The organism is Streptomyces sp. NPDC091649 (assembly GCF_044756785.1).
Classification (GTDB): Bacteria; Actinomycetota; Actinomycetes; order Streptomycetales; family Streptomycetaceae; genus Streptomyces.
This window is the reverse complement of the sequence record NZ_JBIVTR010000016.1, coordinates 1-18,338: the sequence shown is the minus strand read 5'-3', so window position 1 is coordinate 18,338 and position 18,338 is coordinate 1. Positions and strand designations below refer to the sequence as shown.

Annotated in this window: 10 protein-coding genes and 3 pseudogenes; 3 read left to right on the top strand and 10 right to left on the bottom strand. The window is 73.5% G+C overall.

Annotation, left to right across the window (positions count from 1 at the left end):
• Nucleotides 1-16: 16 nt before the first annotated feature.
• The 4 genes and pseudogenes from ACIQMU_RS24120 to ACIQMU_RS24105 form a co-directional block, all read right to left on the bottom strand.
• Nucleotides 17-1,183, bottom strand: a complete 1,167-nt coding sequence (locus ACIQMU_RS24120) for a thiolase domain-containing protein (RefSeq protein ID WP_402689655.1) — start codon at nt 1,181-1,183, stop codon at nt 17-19.
• On the bottom strand, nt 1,176-2,207 hold the full coding sequence (locus ACIQMU_RS24115; protein WP_402689654.1) for a thiolase domain-containing protein: 1,032 nt from the start codon (nt 2,205-2,207) through the stop codon (nt 1,176-1,178). Before ACIQMU_RS24115 ends, ACIQMU_RS24120 begins: the two co-directional genes overlap by 8 nt.
• Nucleotides 2,208-3,014: an enoyl-CoA hydratase-related protein gene (locus ACIQMU_RS24110; RefSeq protein WP_402689653.1), complete on the bottom strand. Its 807-nt coding sequence runs from the start codon at nt 3,012-3,014 to the stop codon at nt 2,208-2,210.
• Between the two features lie 62 nt (nt 3,015-3,076).
• A pseudogene (locus ACIQMU_RS24105) lies at nt 3,077-3,244 on the bottom strand (crotonase/enoyl-CoA hydratase family protein); the annotation flags it as partial.
• A 569-nt stretch (nt 3,245-3,813) separates the two neighbouring features.
• Here ACIQMU_RS24105 and paaK point away from each other — a divergent pair.
• The gene (gene paaK / locus ACIQMU_RS24100) at nt 3,814-5,109 is read left to right on the top strand and encodes a phenylacetate--CoA ligase PaaK (protein ID WP_352242146.1); all 1,296 of its coding nucleotides are present in this window, start codon (nt 3,814-3,816) and stop codon (nt 5,107-5,109) included.
• 86 nt (nt 5,110-5,195) lie between these two features.
• Here paaK and ACIQMU_RS24095 read toward each other — a convergent pair whose 3' ends face one another.
• Entirely contained in the window at nt 5,196-6,695 is a 1,500-nt protein-coding gene (locus tag ACIQMU_RS24095; RefSeq protein WP_352242147.1) for an acyl-CoA synthetase, read from the bottom strand.
• 154 nt (nt 6,696-6,849) lie between these two features.
• Between ACIQMU_RS24095 and ACIQMU_RS24090 the strand changes: the two genes are divergently transcribed.
• Complete coding sequence (locus ACIQMU_RS24090) at nt 6,850-9,267, top strand: acylase (RefSeq protein ID WP_402689652.1); 2,418 nt, start codon at nt 6,850-6,852, stop codon at nt 9,265-9,267.
• Between the two features lie 71 nt (nt 9,268-9,338).
• Here the strand turns inward: ACIQMU_RS24090 and ACIQMU_RS24085 are convergent.
• Together ACIQMU_RS24085 and ACIQMU_RS24080 are read right to left on the bottom strand one after the other, a co-directional pair.
• Nucleotides 9,339-10,004: pseudogene (locus ACIQMU_RS24085) on the bottom strand (acyl-CoA synthetase); the annotation flags it as partial.
• Nucleotides 10,003-10,551: pseudogene (locus ACIQMU_RS24080) on the bottom strand (nitronate monooxygenase); the annotation flags it as partial. The pseudogenes ACIQMU_RS24085 and ACIQMU_RS24080, both read right to left, overlap by 2 nt.
• A 222-nt stretch (nt 10,552-10,773) precedes the next feature.
• Between ACIQMU_RS24080 and ACIQMU_RS24075 the strand changes: the two are divergent.
• A complete protein-coding gene (locus tag ACIQMU_RS24075; RefSeq protein WP_402689651.1) occupies nt 10,774-12,780 on the top strand; it encodes a serine hydrolase in 2,007 nt (668 codons plus the stop codon).
• 105 nt (nt 12,781-12,885) lie between these two features.
• Here ACIQMU_RS24075 and ACIQMU_RS24070 read toward each other — a convergent pair whose 3' ends face one another.
• From ACIQMU_RS24070 to ACIQMU_RS24060, 3 genes are all read right to left on the bottom strand, one after another.
• Nucleotides 12,886-14,604, bottom strand: coding sequence for a phytoene desaturase family protein (locus ACIQMU_RS24070; RefSeq protein ID WP_402689650.1), 1,719 nt, complete (start codon nt 14,602-14,604; stop codon nt 12,886-12,888).
• A gap of 176 nt (nt 14,605-14,780) precedes the next feature.
• Entirely contained in the window at nt 14,781-17,162 is a 2,382-nt protein-coding gene (locus ACIQMU_RS24065; RefSeq protein ID WP_402689649.1) for a tetratricopeptide repeat protein, read from the bottom strand.
• Between the two features lie 90 nt (nt 17,163-17,252).
• Nucleotides 17,253-18,155, bottom strand: a complete 903-nt coding sequence (locus ACIQMU_RS24060) for an oxygenase MpaB family protein (protein WP_402689648.1) — start codon at nt 18,153-18,155, stop codon at nt 17,253-17,255.
• Between the last annotated feature and the right edge of the window lie 183 nt (nt 18,156-18,338).

The following is an 18,338-nucleotide window of genomic DNA, read 5'->3' as shown; positions in this document are numbered from 1 at the left end:
GGCCCACCGCGTTCCCTCAGCCGGGCGGGGGCTCCGCTCCGACGAGCCACATGGCGAAGAACCGCGCCCCTCCGCCGTAGGCGTGGCCGAGCGCCCTGGCGGCACCGTCGATCTGGTGCTCGCCGGCCCTCCCCCGCACCTGGAGGGCCGCCTCGGCGAAGCGGATCATGCCGGAGGCGCCGATGGGATTGGCGGACAGCACTCCGCCCGAGGGATTGACGGGAAGGTCGCCGTCGAGTTCGGTGACGCCCGCCTCGGTGAGCTTCCAGCCTTCGCCCTCCTCGGCGAAGCCGAGGTTCTCCAGCCACATCGGCTCGTACCAGGAGAAGGGCACGTACATCTCGACGGCGTCGATCTCCCGGCGTGGGTCGGTGATCCCGGCCTGCCGGTAGACATCGGCGGCGCAGTCCCTGCCGGCCTGCGGGGAGACGAAGTCCTTGCCCGCGAACAGGGTCGGTTCGCTGCGCATCGCCCCGCCGTGCACCCAGGCGGGCGGGTGGGGCGAGCGGGCCGCGCCGTCGCGGTCGGTGAGGACCATGGCGCAGGCCCCGTCGGAGGAGGGGCAGGTCTCGGAGTAGCGGATCGGGTCCCGGAGCATGGGGGCGGCCCGGACCTTCTCCAGGGTGATGTCATGGTCGTGGGGGTGCGCGTAGGGGTTCTTCAGCGCGTTGCGGCGGTCCTTGTACGCGACGAGCGATCCGACCGCGTCGGGGGCTCCGGTGCGCCGCATGTACGCCCGCACGTGCGGGGCGAAGAAGCCGCCCGCGCCTGCCAGCAGCCGCTGCTGGCAGGGGACGGGCAGGGAGAGGCCCCACATGGCGTTGGACTCGGACTGCTTCTCGAAGGCGAGGGTGAGAACGGTGCGGTGCACGCGGGCGGCGACGAGGTTGTCGGCGACCAGGGCGGTGGAGCCGCCGACCGAGCCCGCCGTGTGGACGCGGAGCATCGGTTTGCCGACGGCGCCCAGCGCGTCGGCGAGGTACAGCTCCGGCATCATGACGCCCTCGAAGAAGTCGGGCGCCTTGCCGATCACCACGGCGTCCATGTCGCTCCAGACCAGCCCGGCGTCCTCCAGGGCCCGGACGGCGGCCTCGCGGACCAGTCCGGCGATGGAGACGTCGTGCCGGGCGGCGACGTGTTTGGTCTGACCGATGCCGACGACGGCGACGGGCTCCTTAGGCATGAGCGCTCTCCCCTTCCAGGACGTCGACCAGGTTCTGCTGCAGGCAGGGCCCGGAGGTGGCGTGCGCGAGCGCCCGGTCGGACTCGCCCCGGTGGATGCGGGCGGCGGCCTCACCGAGTCTGATCAGTCCGGCGGCCATCACGGGGTTGGCGGCGAGCGCGCCGCCGGAGGGGTTGACGCGGACGTCGTCGCCGAGCCCGAGGGCCCTGCGCAGGACGACCTCCTGCGAGGTGAACGGGGCGTGCAGCTCGGCTGTGTCGACGGGGCGCTCGAAGGCTCCGGCGCGCCTGGCGGCGAGCCGTGCGGAGGGCGAGTCGGTCAGGTCGCGGACGCCCAGGGCGTGCGCCTCGATGCGGTGGTCGATGCCCCGGATCCAGGCGGGCCGCGCGCACAGGGCGCGGGCGGTGTCCCCGGCGGCGAGGATCACGGCTGCCGCGCCGTCGCCGATGGGCGGGCAGTCGCCGGTGCGCAGGGGCCGCACGAGGTAGTCGCCGGCGGGGACGTCGCCGGTGAGCTGGGCGTGGGGGTTGCGGGCGGCGACCTCGGCGAGGGCGGGTTCGTCGGTGGCCCCCGCGTCGATGAGTGCCCGCGCCTGGAGGGCGGCGGGGGCGACGGAGTCCGGCCAGAGCGGGGCGAGGTAGTAGGGGTCGAGCTGGCGGGTGAGGACGTCGCGGACCCGGCCGGGCGATGACTTGCCGTAGGAGTGGACGAGTGCGGTGTCCGCCTCGCCGGTCTGGAGCTTCACCCACGCTTCGTACAGCGCCCAGGCCCCGTCCATCTCGACGTGGGACTCGGAGATGGGCGGGTGGGCGCCGACGCCGTCGAGTGCCATGGTGAAGGAGAAGGCCCGCCCCGCCAGGTAGTCGGCGGAGCCGGAGCAGGTGAACCCGATCTCGTTCGCCTTGAGGCCGCTCGCGCCGAGGACCTCGTGGAGGACGGGCATCAGCAGTTCGACCTCGGAGAGTTCGTCGGTGCGCCGCCGGTGCGCGGTCTGGGCGAAGGCGACGATGGCCACGTCCCGCATCTACACCAGCTCCTTGTACGTGTCGTAGTCGGCGTCGGGCTCCCCGGTGGGCCGGTAGTGGTCCGGGTGGCGGGGCCCCTGACCGGCGCCGGTCCAGACGGGCTCGACGCGCAGCCCCATGCGCACCTGGTCGTACGGGATTCCGGCGATGCGTCCGTGCAGGGCGAGGTCCGCGCCGTCGAGGGCGATGTGGGCGTAGACGTGCGGGACTTCGAGATCGAGATTCGCCGTATGGGCAGCTTTGATGTTGACGATGCAGAACGTGGTGACCGTGCCGCGCGGGCCGACCTCGACCTGTTCGGCGGTGGCCACCCCGCAGGTGGGGCAGGCTCCGCGCGGCGGGACGTAGACCTTGCGGCAGGCGGGACAGCGTTCGCCGACGGTGCGGTGGCCTTCGAGGGCGGTGAGGTAGGCGCTCTGGGCGCGGCCCGGGGTGTGGACGTAGTCGATCTCGGTCAGCTCGGCGCCCTCGTGGACCGATGCCTTGACGGCCTCGACGGCGAGCGGTCCGCAGGCGTTGATCCGCTCCGCGACGGCGAGGGCCTCCTCCAGCGCGGTTCCCTCGGGCACGACCCTGCCGATGAGCCCGATGGCGGCGGCCTCGTCGGCGGTGTACGGGCGGCCGGTGAGGAGCATTTCGAGGGCGTGGGTGCGGGGGATCTGGCGGGGCAGCCGGACGGTGGAGCCGCCGATCGGGAAGAGGCCCCGGCGGACCTCGAAGAGCCCGAAGGTGGCGCCCGCTCCGGCGACGCGGATGTCCGTGCCCTGGAGGATCTCGGTGCCGCCCGCGACACAGGGGCCCTCCACCCGGCGATCACCGGTTTGCGCGGGCGGTGGTGGCGCAGCATCGCCTTCCAGTGGAGGTCCGGCTCGGCCGTCATCCGCTCCCGGTACTCCTCCCCCTCCATTCCGCCGCCCGCGCGAGCTTTGAGTTCCATTCCGGCGCAGAACGCTCCGCCCGCGCCGATGAGGACGACGGAGCGGACCGTGTCGTCCGCGTCGGCCGCGAGCCAGCCGTCGTACAGGCCGACGAGCATCGGCAGCGAGAGCGCGTTCCTGGCCTGTGGTCTGTTCAAGGTGAGCACCAGCGTGGCGCCCTCGCGCCGCACGGTGAGATGTTCCGTACCGCCCATGACCGACTCCTGTCTCCAGACCTGGAACAGGTTGCAGGAGGAGGGGGTGCAGTTCAATAATTTTCTGACAGCTCGTCAGATTATTGCGCCGCCACCCCTTCCCACTTGTGCCCCCCGGCGCTCTAATGACGGCCGAGTCGCCAGTCACCCGGGGTCAGGAGGAACGGTGGAGTACAACCTTGCCGACCTGTTCGAGTCGGTCGTGGACGCGGTGCCCGACCGCGAGGCCCTCCTGTACGTCGACCATCCCGGTACGGGTGCGGAGCGCCGGCGCGGGGAAGGCTCCCACCGTAGGGGCGAAGACGCCCGGGTCGTCCAGCCACGGGCTGATCCGCGGAGAACCGTGCGCGCCTCTTGCCGACGGCCCCGGCCGCCTGCATTACTGCTCCCAGGAAGATCGACCGAATGATCGGTCGCCCCTCGGCGGCTGTCCGTCTTCCGTTCGTCGCCTGTTTCGGAGAGGGAAGGTGCTGATGACGGCCATGCTGGACGCGGCGGAACGGCTCGGACGTGGCGAGCTGGAGGCTCTGCAACTGGAGCGGCTCCGGGCCACGCTGCGCCACGCGTACGACAACGTCCCCTTCTACCGTGACGCCTTCGACCGTGCGGGGCTGCGGGCCGACGACTGCCGGACGCTCGCCGATCTGGCCCGGTTCCCGTTCACCGTGAAGGCGGATCTGCGGGACAACTACCCCTTCGGGATGTTCGCCGTACCGGAGCACGAGGTCCGCAGGATCCACGCCTCCAGCGGCACGACCGGACGCCCGACGGTCGTCGGGTACAGCGAACGGGACCTGGACACCTGGGCGGACGTGGTGGCCCGTTCGATCCGCGCGGCGGGCGGGCGGCCCGGCCACAAGGTCCATGTGGCGTACGGGTACGGACTGTTCACCGGTGGGCTCGGGGCACACTACGGGGCGGAGCGGCTCGGGTGCACGGTGATCCCCGCTTCCGGGGGCATGACCGCGCGCCAGGTCCGGCTGATCCAGGACTTCCGGCCCGAGATCATCATGATCACGCCGTCCTACATGCTGACGCTGCTGGACGAGTTCGAGCGGCAGGGCGTCGATCCGCGGGCGACGTCCCTCAGGGTCGGGATCTTCGGCGCGGAGCCGTGGACGGAGGCGATGCGCCGGGAGATCGAGGACCGGTTCGCCATCGACGCGGTCGACATATACGGGCTCTCCGAGGTGATGGGCCCGGGGGTCGCGCAGGAGTGCGTGGAGACGAAGGACGGTCTGCACATCTGGGAGGACCACTTCTATCCGGAGGTCGTGGACCCGTTCACGGGGGAGGTGCTGCCGGACGGCGAGGAGGGTGAGTTGGTCTTCACCTCGTTGACCAAGGAGGCCATGCCGGTGATCCGCTACCGCACCCGGGACCTGACGCGGCTGCTGCCGGGGACGGCGCGGACGTTCCGCCGGATGGAGAAGGTCACGGGCCGCAGCGACGACATGGTGATCCTGCGCGGGGTCAATCTCTTCCCCACCCAGATCGAGGAGATCGTGCTGCGTACACCCGCCGTCGCCCCGCACTTCCAGCTGCGGCTGACCCGGCAGGGCCGGCTGGACGCGCTCACCGTCCGGGCGGAGGCGCGGGCGGACGCGACGGCCGCCGAGCGGGAGAGCGCGGCCCTGGCCATCGCGGCGGCGGTGAAGGACGGTGTCGGGGTGTCGGTGGGGGTCGAGATCGTGGACCCGGAGTCGCTGGAGCGCTCGGTGGGCAAGATCCGGCGGGTCGTCGATCTGCGGGAGTCCGGCCCGCAGTGAGCACGGCCCGCTCACGGGCCGTGCCGCGCGGCGGGGTTCGGGGCCGCGTCGGCGGCCGGGAGCAGGGGCTGTGCCGAGCGGGTGTGTCAGGCCAGCTCGTCCCGCAATCGCCGCTTGAGGATCTTCCCGCTGGCGTTGCGCGGGAGTGCGTCCGCGAACACGACGCGCTTGGGCGCCTTGAAGGCGGGGAGCCGCTCGCGGGCGTGGGCGATGAGTTCACTCTCGCCTGCCTCGCCGCGCAGGACGACGACGGCGGTGACGGCCTCGATCCAGCGGTCGTCGGGGAGGCCGATGACGGCGGCCTCGGCGACGGCGGGGTGGGTGTAGAGGGCGTCCTCGACCTGGCGGGAGGCGACGAGGACACCGCCGGAGTTGATGACGTCCTTGACCCGGTCGACGACGGTGAGGAAACCCTCGGCGTCGCGGACGGCGAGGTCGCCGGAGTGGAACCAGCCGTCGCGGAAGGCGGCGACCGTCTCCTCGGGCTTGTCCCAGTATCCGGAGCACAGTTGGGGCGAGCGGTAGACGACCTCGCCGGGGGTGCCGTCGGGGACGTCCTCGCCCTTCTCGTCGACGACCCGGGCCTCCACGAAGAGGACCGGACGGCCGCAGGACTCCATCCGGCCGTCGTGCTCGTCGGGGCCCAGCACGGTGGCGAGGGGGCCGATCTCACTCTGGCCGAAGCAGTTGAAGAAGGCCAGGTGCGGGAGGCGTTTCCGCAGGCGTTCCAGGACGGGCACCGGCATGACCGAGGCCCCGTAGAACGCCTTGCGCAGACCTCCGAGGTCGCGGGCGGCGAACTCCGGGTGGTTGGCGAGGCCGATCCACACGGTGGGCGGGGCGAACAGGCTGTCGGCCAGGCCCGCTTCGACGAGGTCGAAGATCATGGCGGCGTCGGGGGCGTCCAGGATGGTGTTCTCCGCGCCGACCGCCAGATACGGCAGCAGGAACACATGCATCTGGGCCGAGTGGTAGAGCGGCAGGGAGTGCAGGGGCCGGTCGGCTGCGGCGAGGCCGAGCGCGGTGATCGCGCTGACGTACTCGTGGACCAGGGCCCCGTGCGTCATCATCGCGCCCTTGGGCAGGGCCGTCGTGCCGGAGGTGTACAGCAGCTGCACCAGGTCGTCGGAGGCGGGCGGACGCGCCGGAGTGAACGGCCGTTCCGTTTCCAGGGCGTCGAGCAGCGATCCGGGCGCGTCGCGCAGCGCGCGCACCGGGCGCCCGGCGGGGAGCCGGCCGGCGAGGTCCGGGTCGGTCAGCACGAGGGCGGATCCGGACTGGTCGAGGAGGTAGACGAGGTCGTCGCCGGTGAGGTTCTGGTTGACCGGCACATGGACGAACCCGGCCCGCGCACAGGCCAGGAAGCCGATGAGGTAGGCGTCGGAGTTGTGGGCGTAGGCGGCCACCCGGTCGCCGGGGGCGAGGCCGTGCTCCTCGGTGAGGACGGCGGCGGCCGTGGAGACGGCGGCGTCCAGGGAGCGGTAGGTCCAGGCCCGGCCGGCGTACCGTACGGCGGTCCGTCCGGGGGTGCGCCGGGCGCTGCGGGTGAGGACGCCGTCGACTGTGCTGCTGCGTACACCTGTCATGGCGTGATCCTGTGCGGCCGGGCCCCGCGGGGTCAAGGGTCCGGATACCGACCAGACGGTTGACAGCTCGCGGGCCTCCCTGGCTGAGTGGCGCGTGGCTGTCCGGGCGGTCCGGACGGGCCGCCGTGCCACCCGCACCGCTGGGAGGAACACCTTGACCTTACGTAACCGTCTGAGACTGCTCGGGGTCGCCGGTCTCGCCCTGTTCACCGTGTCGGCGTCGCTGCCGCCCGCCGCCGGGTCCGGTGCTGCGCAGGAGACGCGGCACCCGTCCGCCGGCGGCCTTTCCGCCGTCATCCGGTACACGGAGTACGGCATACCGCACATCGTGGCGAAGGACTACGCGCGGCTCGGCTTCGGCACCGGCTGGGCGCAGGCCGCCGACCAGGTGTGCACACTGGCGGACGGCTTCCTCACCGTGCGCGGCGAGCGGTCGAAGCACTTCGGCCCGGACGCCGCCACCGACTACTCCCTCTCCTCGGCGGCGACGAACCTCTCCAGCGACCTGTACTTCCGGGGTGTCCGGGAGAGCGGCACCGTGGAGAGGCTGCTCAGGACGCCCGCGCCCGCCGGTCCGAGCCGGGACGTCAAGGAGACGATGCGCGGGTTCGCCGCCGGTTACAACGCGTGGATAGCGCAGAACCGGATCACCGATCCGGCCTGCCGAGGCGCATCCTGGGTGCGTCCGGTGACGGCGCTGGACGTGGCGGCGCGCGGCTACGCGCTGGCGGTCCTCGGCGGCCAGGGGCGCGGCATCGACGGCATCACCGCCGCCCGGCCGCCGACCGCCGCTCCCCCGGCCGCCGGGGTCACGCCCGAGGAGGCGGCGACGGCGGCGGAGCGGCTGCTGTCGGCGCAGAACGCGGACATGGGTTCCAACGCGGTGGCCTTCGACGGCTCCACCACGGTGAACGGGCGCGGACTGCTGCTCGGCAACCCGCACTACCCGTGGCAGGGCGGACGCCGCTTCTGGCAGGCGCAGCAGACGATCCCCGGCGAGCTGAACGTGTCGGGCGCGTCCCTGCTGGGCGCGACGACGATCTCGATCGGGCACAACGCCGATGTGGCGTGGAGCCATACGGTCGCCACGGGTGTCACGCTGAATCTGCATCAGCTGACACTCGATCCGGCCGACCCGACCGCCTATCTGGTCGACGGGAAGCGGGAGCGGATGACGAAGCGGACGGTGAGCGTCCCCGTGAAGGGCGCGGCCGACGTGACCCGCACCCAGTGGTGGACCCGCTACGGCCCGGTGGTCACCTCGATGGGCGCGGCGCTGCCCCTGCCGTGGACGGCGAGCACGGCGTACGCGCTGAACGACCCGAACGCGGGAAATCTGCGGATGGCGGACACGGGTCTGGGCTTCGGCAAGGCGCGCTCCACCGGGGACGTGGAACGTACGCTGCACCGGTCGCAGGGCCTGCCGTGGGTGAACACCGTCGCGGCGGACCGGGCGGGGCGCTCCTTCTTCTCCCAGTCACAGGTGCTGCCGAGGATCACGGACGAGCTGGCCGAGCGCTGCTCGACGCCGCTGGGCCGGGCGACCTACCCCGCCTCCGGCCTCGCGGTGCTGGACGGTTCGCGGGCGGACTGCGCACTGGGCAGCGACCCGGACGCGGTGCAGCCGGGGATCTTCGGCCCGGGCCGGATGCCGGTGCTGAGGAACCAGCCGTACGTGGAGAACTCCAACGACAGCGCCTGGCTGACCAACGCCGAGCGGCCGCTGACCGGGTACGAGCGGATCTTCGGCACGATCGCGACACCCCGGTCGATGCGGACCAGGGGCGCGATCGAGGACGTCGCGGCGATGGCGGAGAAGGGCCGCCTCCGGGTCGCCGACCTTCAGCGGCAGCAGTTCGCCAACCGGGCGCCGGCCGGGGGGCTGGCCGCCTCCGAAGCGGCGGAGTGGTGTGCGGCGCTGCCGGGCGGCACCGCCGTGGGCACGGACGGGACGCCGGTCGACGTGTCGGCGGCCTGCCGGGTGCTGCGGCGCTGGGACCGGAGCACGGACAGCGACAGCCGGGGCGCGCTCCTCTTCGACCGGTTCTGGCGGAGGGCGTCCTCGGCGCCCGCCGCCGAGCTGTGGAGGACACCGTTCGACCCGGCCGACCCGGTGCGCACCCCGCGCGACCTGAACACCGCCGCGCCCGTCCTGGGCAGGGCCCTGGCGGACGCCGTGACGGAGTTGCGGGCGGCGGGCATCGCGCTGGACGCGCCGCTGGGCGAGCACCAGTTCGTCGTGCGGAACGGCAAGCGGCTCCCGATCGGAGGCGGGACGGAGTCGCTGGGCGTCTGGAACAAGACCGAGCCGAGGTGGAATCCGGCGGGAGGCGGCTATACGGAGGTGTCGTCGGGCTCCAGCTACATCCAGGCGGTCGGCTGGGACGACGGCCGGTGTCCGGTGGCCCGGACGCTGCTGACGTACTCCCAGTCGGAGAATCCGAGGTCACCGCACTACAGCGACCAGACCCGGCTGTACGCGGGTGAGCGCTGGGTGACGTCCCGGTTCTGCGAGAAGGACATCGCGCGCTCCCCGGATCTCCAGGTGGTGCGGGTGCACGAGCGGCGGTAGGTCAGGTCCGGGAGGTTGTGGGCCGGGTCCGGGAGGGGCGCGGCCCACAGCTCTCCCGGACGCGGGCACTTCTACAGCGGGCGCTCGAAGCCCTCCCAGTACGGTTCGCGCAGCCGCCGTTTGCAGAGCTTGCCGTTGGGGTCCCGGGGCATCGCGGTGATGAAGTCGAGGCTTCGCGGCCGTTTGTACCCGGCCAGCCGCTCCTCGCAGTGGGCGAGGAGCGCGGCGGCGGGCGTCTTTGACGGTTCGTGGCCCTCGGCCGGTTCGACGACGGCCTTGACCTCCTCCCACCGGTCGGCGTGCGGGATGCCGAAGGCGGCGGCGTCCGCGACGGCGGGGTGGGTGAGCAGGGCGGACTCGATCTCGGCTGGGTAGATGTTGACCCCGCCGGCGATGATCATGTCGATCTTGCGGTCCCGGAGGAACAGGTAGCCGTCCGCGTCCAGCACGCCGAGATCGCCGAGATCGCCGAGATCGCCGACGGTGAAGAAGTCACCGACGCGGTTGCGGCGGGTCTTGGTCTCGTCCTTGTGGTAGCTGAAGCCGCCGGTGCTCATCTTCATGCAGACGGTGCCCAGTTCGCCCGCGGGGAGCCGGTTGCCGTCGTCGTCGAAGACGGCCAGTTCGCTGACCGGCCAGGCCCTGCCGACGGTTCCGGGCCTCTTCAGCCAGTCCTCGGCGGTGGCGAACGCTCCGCCGCCCTCGCTGGCCGCGTAGTACTCCTCGACGCAGCTCCCCCTGGGCGACGACGACATCGATGCCCGCCCCGGCGTGCCGCGCGCTCCCGGAGAGGGCGGCGACGAGGACGCCGTGGTCGTGGGCCCGTTCGATGACGTCGGCGGGCGGGGAGCCGAGGGCGTTGGCGAGGAGCTTGATCGGATAGTCGAAGGCCACGTCGAGCTGGCCCCTGGCCACCTCCTCCATCCAGCCGGTGATGCGCCAGCCGGACGTCTCGCCCTCGGCCAGTTCGGGCACGCCGTGACGGGCCAGAAGCTCCCGCACGAAGCCGCGGTGCTCGGCGGGGATCATCGCCTCCACGTCCGCCTCGGTGACGCCCTCGACCTTTTTGGCCGGCATGACGACGTCGAGGCCGCAGGGCTTGCCGTCGGTGTGCCGGTGCAGGCGCTCCAGGTCGCGCGCGAGGTCCTCGGGCGCGGTGTAGCGGACCGCGCCGAGCACGCCGAAGCCGCCGGCTCTGGTGATGGCCGCGGCGACTTCGGGGAACGGCGTGAAGCCGAAGACGGCGTGCTCGATACCCAGTCGCCGGCTCAGCTCCGTCTCCATGGGCGGCAGGATGCCGCAGCGGGGCGACCGAGGGAAGAGTTTTTCTGATGCAGCGTCAGATTCTTTGTGGGCCGGGACGCTCACGGGAGCGCGGGGGTGACAGTAATCTCTGGCGGCAGGAACTTTCACTGCTCGGCGAAAATTCGGAAGTTACTTTCGCGCGGGCGCCGGAACGCGGGCGCGGCCCCTCGACCGGACGCCGGGCGCGGGAAGGAGTCACGGATGACCGGGGACACGCAGGCGAGCGGACGCACGGCGGACGGCCGGGGCGCGCGCGGAGTCGGAGGCAGGAACGAGAGCCCCTCCGCCTCCGGGGGCGGGGACGAAAACCTTCGCTCCCCGTCCGGGGGCGGGGACGAAAGCCTCGACTCCGCGTCCGGGAGCCGCGCGACCGGGAGCGGCATCGCCCGGCGGCGGCTGGGCGGCGGGATACTGGCGCTGGGCGGCGCCCTCGCGCTGACGCCGGTCCCGCTCGCGGGCGCCGCCGCCCGGGGCGGGACAGGCGCCGGGGTGACGGGCGGAGCGGCGGACACGGGAGCGGGCATGGAGCCAGGGAAGCACCGGCCCACGCTGCGGCGCGGGAGCGCCGCGCGCGCCGGGCTGCTCCAGGGGCCGTTGGACCAGCTCGTGCGGGACGCCGAGAGCTATCTCGCCGACTCCCCCCGGCACCCCTGGTACGCGGGCGCCGTGCTGCTCGCCGGGCGGGGCGGCACGGTGGCGCTGCACCGGCCGATCGGCAAGGCGGTGCGCTACGCGGCGTACGACGAGAAGACCGACACCGGGGTGGAGTTCCCGGCGGCCCAGCAGATCGCGATGGCCGAGGACACCGTCTTCGACCTGGCGTCGATCTCCAAGCTGTTCACGTCGCTCCTGGCGGTCCAGCGGATCGAGCGCGGCGAACTGGAGCTGGAGGCGGCGGTCGCCTCGTACCTCCCGGACTTCGCGGGCGGCGGCAAGCAGGACGTAACGGTCCGTCAGTTGCTGACCCACACATCGGGGTTCCGGCCCTGGATCCCGCTGTACGAGGAGCCGACCCGGGAGGGCAAGCTCCGGAAACTGTGGGACGAGGTCCCGGCGAGCACCCCGGGCAGCGCCTACCTCTACTCCGACCTCAACCTGATCTCGCTGCAACTGATCCTGGAGCACATCACCGGCCGCCCGCTGGACGCCCTGCTCCGCGACGACATCACCGCCCCGCTCGGAATGCACCGCACCCGCTACAACCCGCCCGCCTCCTGGAAGCCGAAGATCGCGGCGACCGAGGACGCCCGGCTGCCCTGGTCGGGGCTCGAACGCGGGCTGGTCTGGGGCGAGGTGCACGACGAGAACGCGTTCAGCCTGGACGGGGTGGCCGGCCACGCCGGGGTGTTCTCCTGCGCCTGGGACCTCGCGATCCTCGCCCGGACACTCCTCAACGGCGGGGTCTACGGCCGCTCCCGCATCCTGTCCGAAAAGTCGGTCGACCTGTTGTTCACCGACTTCAACACCGCGTTCCCGGGTGACGAGCACGGCCTGGGCTTCGAGCTCTACCAGCACTGGTACATGGGGGCGATGGCGACCCCGCGCAGCGCGGGGCACACCGGATTCACCGGGACCAGCCTGGTGCTCGACCCGTCGACCGACACCTTTCTCATCGTGCTGGGCAACTCGGTCCATCCCGTACGGAGTTGGCGCTCGGGCAGCGCCCCGCGGGTGGCGGCCGCCAACCAGCTGGCCCGGGCTGTTCCGGTCCGGCCCGAACGGGGGCGCACGGCCTGGTTCTCCGGAATGGCGAGCGCGTCCACCGCCACCCTGACGCTGCCCGTCCTGCGCCTGGACTCCGCGCGGGTGCGCCTGGAGTGCGCGCTGTGGTGGGACACCGAACCGGCCTCCGACGGCCTCTTCCTGGAAGCGTCGGCGGGCGGCCAGGACTGGCGGCCGGTGCCGTTCACCACGCTCGCTACCGGCCCCGGACCCGGCCGCGGCCCGGATCCGCGGCCGCACCCCGCGGGCTCGGTGACCGGCTGGTCGGGGCGCGTCTGGCACCGGCTGGAGGCGGACCTGGCGGCCTGGCGCGACCGGGACGTCCGCCTGCGGTGGCGCTACACCACCGACCGGCTGTACGTGGGACGCGGCGCGTACCTGGACGGCCTGCGGGTCCGCGACGGGGTCCGCACGGTCTTCGACGCGGAACGGCCCCGGGACGCCGGCCGGATCGAGGCCACGGGCTGGGTGCGGTCGGCGGACTGACCACGCCCGACCGTCGCCGGACGGCCGCCGGGCCTCCCGAGTACCGGGCCTCCGAGCACCGGGCTCGCGGCGGCCCGGCGGGGCAGACGGTCGCGGCGGTTCTGGTCACCGGCCCAGCGCGGCCATCGCCGCGTTGTGGCCGGGGACCCCGCTGACGCCGCCGCCGCGCACCGCGCCCGCCCCGCACAGCAGGACCGTGGCGTGCGCCGTCTCCACGCCCCAGCGCCCGGCTCCCACCACCGCTCCGTTGCCCACCACCCCTCCGTCGCCCTCCATCACGCCGGTGCCCTCCACCGCGTACGGGAAGGAGAGGTCGCGGTGGAAGATGTGGCCGCCGGGCAGCCGCAGATCGCGTTCGAGGTCGAGCGGGGTCTTGGCCTCGATGCAGGGCTCGCCCCTCTCGTCGAGGGCCAGACAGTCGGTGACCGGCTCCTCCAGGTGTACGTCCAGTTCCGCCAGGGTCGCCGCGACCAGCGCGGCGCGGGCGGCGTCGTTGTCGGCGGCGAACAGCCGGGCCGGGGCGTGCAGGCCGAAGAGGGTGAGGGTCTGGTAGCCGCGCGCGGCGAGGTCGGGGCCGAGGACCGAGGGATCGGTCAGCGAGTGGCAGCAGATCTCGGAGGGCGGGGCGGCGGGCAGCCGTCCGGCCGCCGCCTCCCGGTAGGCGGCGGCGAGCTGCCCGTACCCCTCGGAGATGTGGAACGTCCCCGCGAAGGCGTGCCGGGGGTCGACGGACCGGTCGCGGAGCTTCGGCAGCCGGGTGAGCAGCATGTTCACCTTGAGCTGGGCGCCCTCGGCGGGCGGGGGCGGGGTGTCGCCGAGCAGCGCGGCCAGAGCCTGCGGGGAGGCGTTGACGAGTACCCGGCGGGCGGCGACGACGTGTTCCCCGTCCGGGGTGCGGACGGTCACCTCGGCCGCCTCGCCGTCGGTCTCGATCCGGGTGGCCTCGTGGCGTACGCGGATCTCGGCGCCCGCCGCGCGGGCGGCCCCGGCCAGGGCGTCGGTGAGCGCCCCCATGCCCCCGACCGGAACGTCCCAGTCACCGGTGCCGCCGCCGATCACGTGGTAGAGGAAGCACCGGTTCTGGAGGAGCGAAGCGTCGTGGGCGTCGGCGAAGGTGCCGATCAGGGCGTCGGTGAGAACGACCCCGCGCACCAGGTCGTCGGTGAAGTTCTCCTCGACGGCCATTCCGAGCGGCTCCTCGAACAGCATCCGCCAGGCGTCGGCGTCGTCGACCCGCTCGCGCAGCGCGGCCCGGGTCGGCAGCGGCTCGGTGAGCGTCGGGAAGACCCGGGCCGCGACCCGCCGCGTCATGCCGTAGAACCGCTGCCAGGCCGCGTACTCGCGCTCGCCGCCGGTCAGCGCGGCGAAGGACTCCCGGGTCCCGTCGCCCGCGACGAGCAGCCCGGTGGGGCGTCCGTCGCGCACGGCGGGCGTGTAGGAGGAGACGTTCCGTTTGCGTACGGCGAAGTCGAGGCCGAGGTCACGGACGATCTTGTCGGGCAGCAGGGAGACCAGGTAGGAGTAGCGCGAGAGCCGGGCGTCGACGCCGGCGAAGGGGCGGGTCGAGACCGCCGCTCCCCCGGTGACGCCGAGACGTTCCAGGACGAGGACCGACTGCCCGGCGCGCGCGAGGTAGGCGGCGGCGACCAGGCCGTTGTGGCCGCCGCCGACGATCACGGCGTCGTAGCGGTCCCGGCCGGGGGCCCCGGGGCCCAGACGCCCCCGGGCGTCGGGCCCACCTGCGGAGGGCCGGGGTGCGGGTGTCCGGGGTGCGGGTGTCCGGGGTGCGGGTGTCCGGGGTGCGGGTGTCCGGGGTGCGGGCATGCACCTTCGTAACACGCCGGCTTCCGTCCGGCCAGGGGGTGGCGGCGCGGCGGCGTGCGGCGGACGCGCGTCGGGGGGCGGCGGCGCGGAGCGGGCGGCAGGACGGGCGGCGGCCCGGGTCGGCCGCCCTGGTCGCCCGCCGGTGCCGGAAGCCGTGGAAGCCGGGAAAGCCGTGGCTACAAGGTCTCGGGCTGATCGGCTCCGGCCGTGACCGGCGAGACGCCGCCCGGGGTGCGGTACGGTCCCGCCGCGGCCGAACGCCCGAGCCGCTCCAGGCAGTGCGCCTCGTCGTCGCGGGCCGCCCGCGTCTGGGGGTGGTCGGGGCCCAGGACCCGGGCGCGGGCCTCGGCGACCTGCCGGTACGCCACCAGGGCCTCGCTCCACCGGCCGAGCCAGCCGAGCCCGGCGGCGACCTCGCGACGGCTGATCACCGTGTCCGGGTGATCGGGTCCCAGGGTGCGTTCCCGGAGCGCGCAGACCTCGCGCGCCTCCGCGAGCGCCTCCTCCCAGCGGCCCGTTCGTCCCAGGTTGACCCCCAGACCGTGGCGGGCGCGCAGGGTCTCGGGGTCGGCCGGACCAGCGGTCCGCGTGCGGTCGGCCACCAGGGACCGGTACAGCTCCAGGGCCTCCGCGTCGCGGCCGAGCCGGCCGAGGCTGATGCCGGCCTCGTAGCGGGCGGCGAAGGTGTCCGGGTGATCGGCCCCGAGGGTGCTCGCGCGGGCCCGGGCGACGTCCTGGAAGGTCTCCAGCGCCTCCGCCCAGCGGCCGAGCCTTCCCAGGGTGAACGCCACCTCGTAGCGGGTCGCGAGGGTGTCGGGGTGCGTCGGGCCGAGCAGCCGCGCGCGGGCGTCGGCGACTTCCCGGGCCAGCCGCCAGGACTCCTCGGGCCGCCCCAGCCGGCCGAGGTTGAACGCCAGGTTGTGGCGGCAGCGCAGGGTGTCGGGGTGGTCGGGGCCCATGACGCGTTCGCGGACGGCGAGGACCGCCTCGTACACCTGGTGGGCCTCCGCGTGCCGGCCGAGGCGGCCCAGGGCGTGGGCGGTCGCCTGACGGGCGGCGAGCGTCTGGGGGTGGTCGGCGCCCAGGGCGCGTTCACGGCCCTCGGCGACCCGGGCGAACTCGCGCAGCCCCTCCTCGGCCCGGCCCGTACGGCTGAGGGTGAGGCCGATCTCGTAGCGGCTGGCGAGCGTGTCGGGGTGGTCCGGGCCGAGGACGCGGCCACGCCGGGCTGCGACCTCGCGGTGCACCTCCCCCGCCTCCTCCCAGCGGCCCAGGCGGCCGAGGTCGATGCCCGCGCTGTGGCGGCCGTCGAGCGTGGCGAGAAGATCGGCGGCGGGCGGTCCAACGGGCCCGGATACGCAGGAGCCGGAGTGCGGCACCGGTGAGCCGGAATGTGCGGCGGCTTCGTCGGAGCGCGGAGCGGCGGAGTCGGAGTGTGCGGCCCTGCCGGAGCGCGGAGCGGCGAGGTCGGAGTGTGCGGTGCCGCCGGAGCGCGGGGTGGCGGTCGCGGTGGGGCGTGCGGTGGTCCACTGCCCCGTCAGGCCCTCGGCCGGGTCCGGCCGTTCGGTGCCGGGGCCCCTGGCGCCGGTCGCCCGGTGGCCGGCGGTCATGGACCGGGTCCAGGCGGGCAGGGCGGTCGCGTGCAGGGCCGGCGGCCGCCCGTCCCCGGAGGGCGTGATGGGTCCGGGCCCGAGCGCGGGCTGCTCCCCGGTCCGGCCGAGGACGATGCGGCGGCGCAGGTCGCCCGCGTCCACCGGCCGCTGCTCGGGGGCCTTGGCGAGGAGGTCCAGGACGACACGGTCGAAGAAACCGGGCAGGTCCGCGCGGTGGGTGCGCAGCGGTTCCGGCGGGGTGTCGCGGTGTCCGACGAGCACGGCCCAGGCGTCCTCCCGGTCGAACGGCGGTACGCCGGTGGCGATTTCGTACAGGACGCAGCCCAGTGAGTAGAGGTCGCTGCGATGGTCGACCTCCTTGCCGCTGATCTGCTCGGGCGACATGTAGTGCGGGGTGCCCATGGCGAGGCCGGTGGTGGTGAGCCGGGAGGTCATGCCGATGTCGTGGCCGAGGCGCGCTATGCCGAAGTCGCAGATCTTCACCGTGCCGTCGGTCAGCCGCATGATGTTGGCGGGCTTGAGGTCGCGGTGGACGATGCCCTGCCGGTGTGTGTATCCGAGGGCGTCGGCGACCTGTTCCGCGATGTCGACGACATGCTCGACCGGCAGGGGGTGCTGCTGGTTCTCCTCCAGGAGCTGGCTCAGGTTCTGCCCGTCGAGCAGCTCCATCACGAGGTACAGCACACCCTCGTGCTCGCCGAAGTCGTGCACGACGGTGACGCCGCGGTGCTGGAGGGAGGCGGCCACCCGGGCCTCGCGGCGGAAGCGTTCGCGCAGGACGCGGGTGAACGCCCGGTCGTGCTGGGGGCCCACGGGTTTGAGGCATTTGACGGCGACCTGACGGCCCAGCGACTCGTCGCGGGCGCGCCACACCTCGCCCATGCCGCCGCGCCCGATCTGTTCGAGCAGCCGGTACCGGCTCTGGATCAGCCTGGTGTCCGCCATCTCCCGCTTCCCGCCCCCGTTGTTCCCGCTCGCGCCTTCGCCCGGAGCGTGCCGCACTGGTGTGCTCCGGCACGATCCGGACGAAAGACCCTAGTGCTGCGCCCTCCCCGGCCCGTCCAGTATGGCGGCCGGTCCGCGGAGTTTGTACGCGGCGGGGCGGCTGTCGGGCCCCAGGCGCGCCATCGCCCGGAGAATGTGACCGGGCGGCAGCTGCCAGCGCAGCCGGGCCGGGACCGCGCGCAGGGCGGCGCCGGTGGCGCGCAACCGCCGGTCGACGGCGGCCGGGGGCGGGGCCGGCCTGCCGTACAGGGCGTGGGCGTATGCGGGCAGTGACTGGTAGGCGAGTGATGCCACGCGCCGCCACAGCAGGGCGCGCGCCGGGAGAAGCCAGGGGCGCACGGGCGGGTCGCGGAGGAAGGCGTCGATGTCGGCGGCCTCGGCTCCGGCGGCGAGTTCCGGGCGTACGCGGTCGAAGTAGGCGGCGAGTTCGGCGGTGGCGGCGGGCACCTGGCCGGGGTCGAGGCCGACGAGGCGGGCGCCGGTGCGGTGTTCGTCGATGTACCGGTCGGCCTGGGCGTCGGTGAGCGGGAAGCCGGAGCGGCGCTGGACCTGGAGGTAGGAGTCGACCTCGGCGCAGTGCACCCAGAGCAGCAGCTCCGGTTCGTCGACGCCGTACGTCTCCCCCGTGTCCGGGTCGGTGGCCCTGATGGCGCGGTGGATCCGGCGGACCCGGGCGCCCGCTTGTTCGGCGGCGTCGGTGGTGCCGTAGGTGATGGTGCCGACGAAGGACGCCGTACGCATGAGCCGGCCCCAGGCGTCCCGGCGGAAGTCCGAATTCTGGGTGACCCCGCGCACGGCGCGCGGGTGGAGTGCCTGGAGGTAGAGGGCGCGGACGCCCGCGACCCACATCATCGGATCGCCGTGCATCTGCCAGGTGACCGACCGGGGCCCGAACAGCCCGGGGTCGGGGCGTACGGGAGAGGCGTCGTCCATCCGCGGGTACCTCCGGCTCGGCTGTGCACGGGGGCGGTGCCGGTACGCGTACGAGATCGGGAACACGAGAGGGCCCCATGGTACGCCGCTCGAGTTCTAGCGGTCGTTGCAACACTGCTGGCTCAGACGGCGAGTAGATCACGTAGACGCTCGGCTGGTGTATTCCAGCCGAGCGTCTTGCGT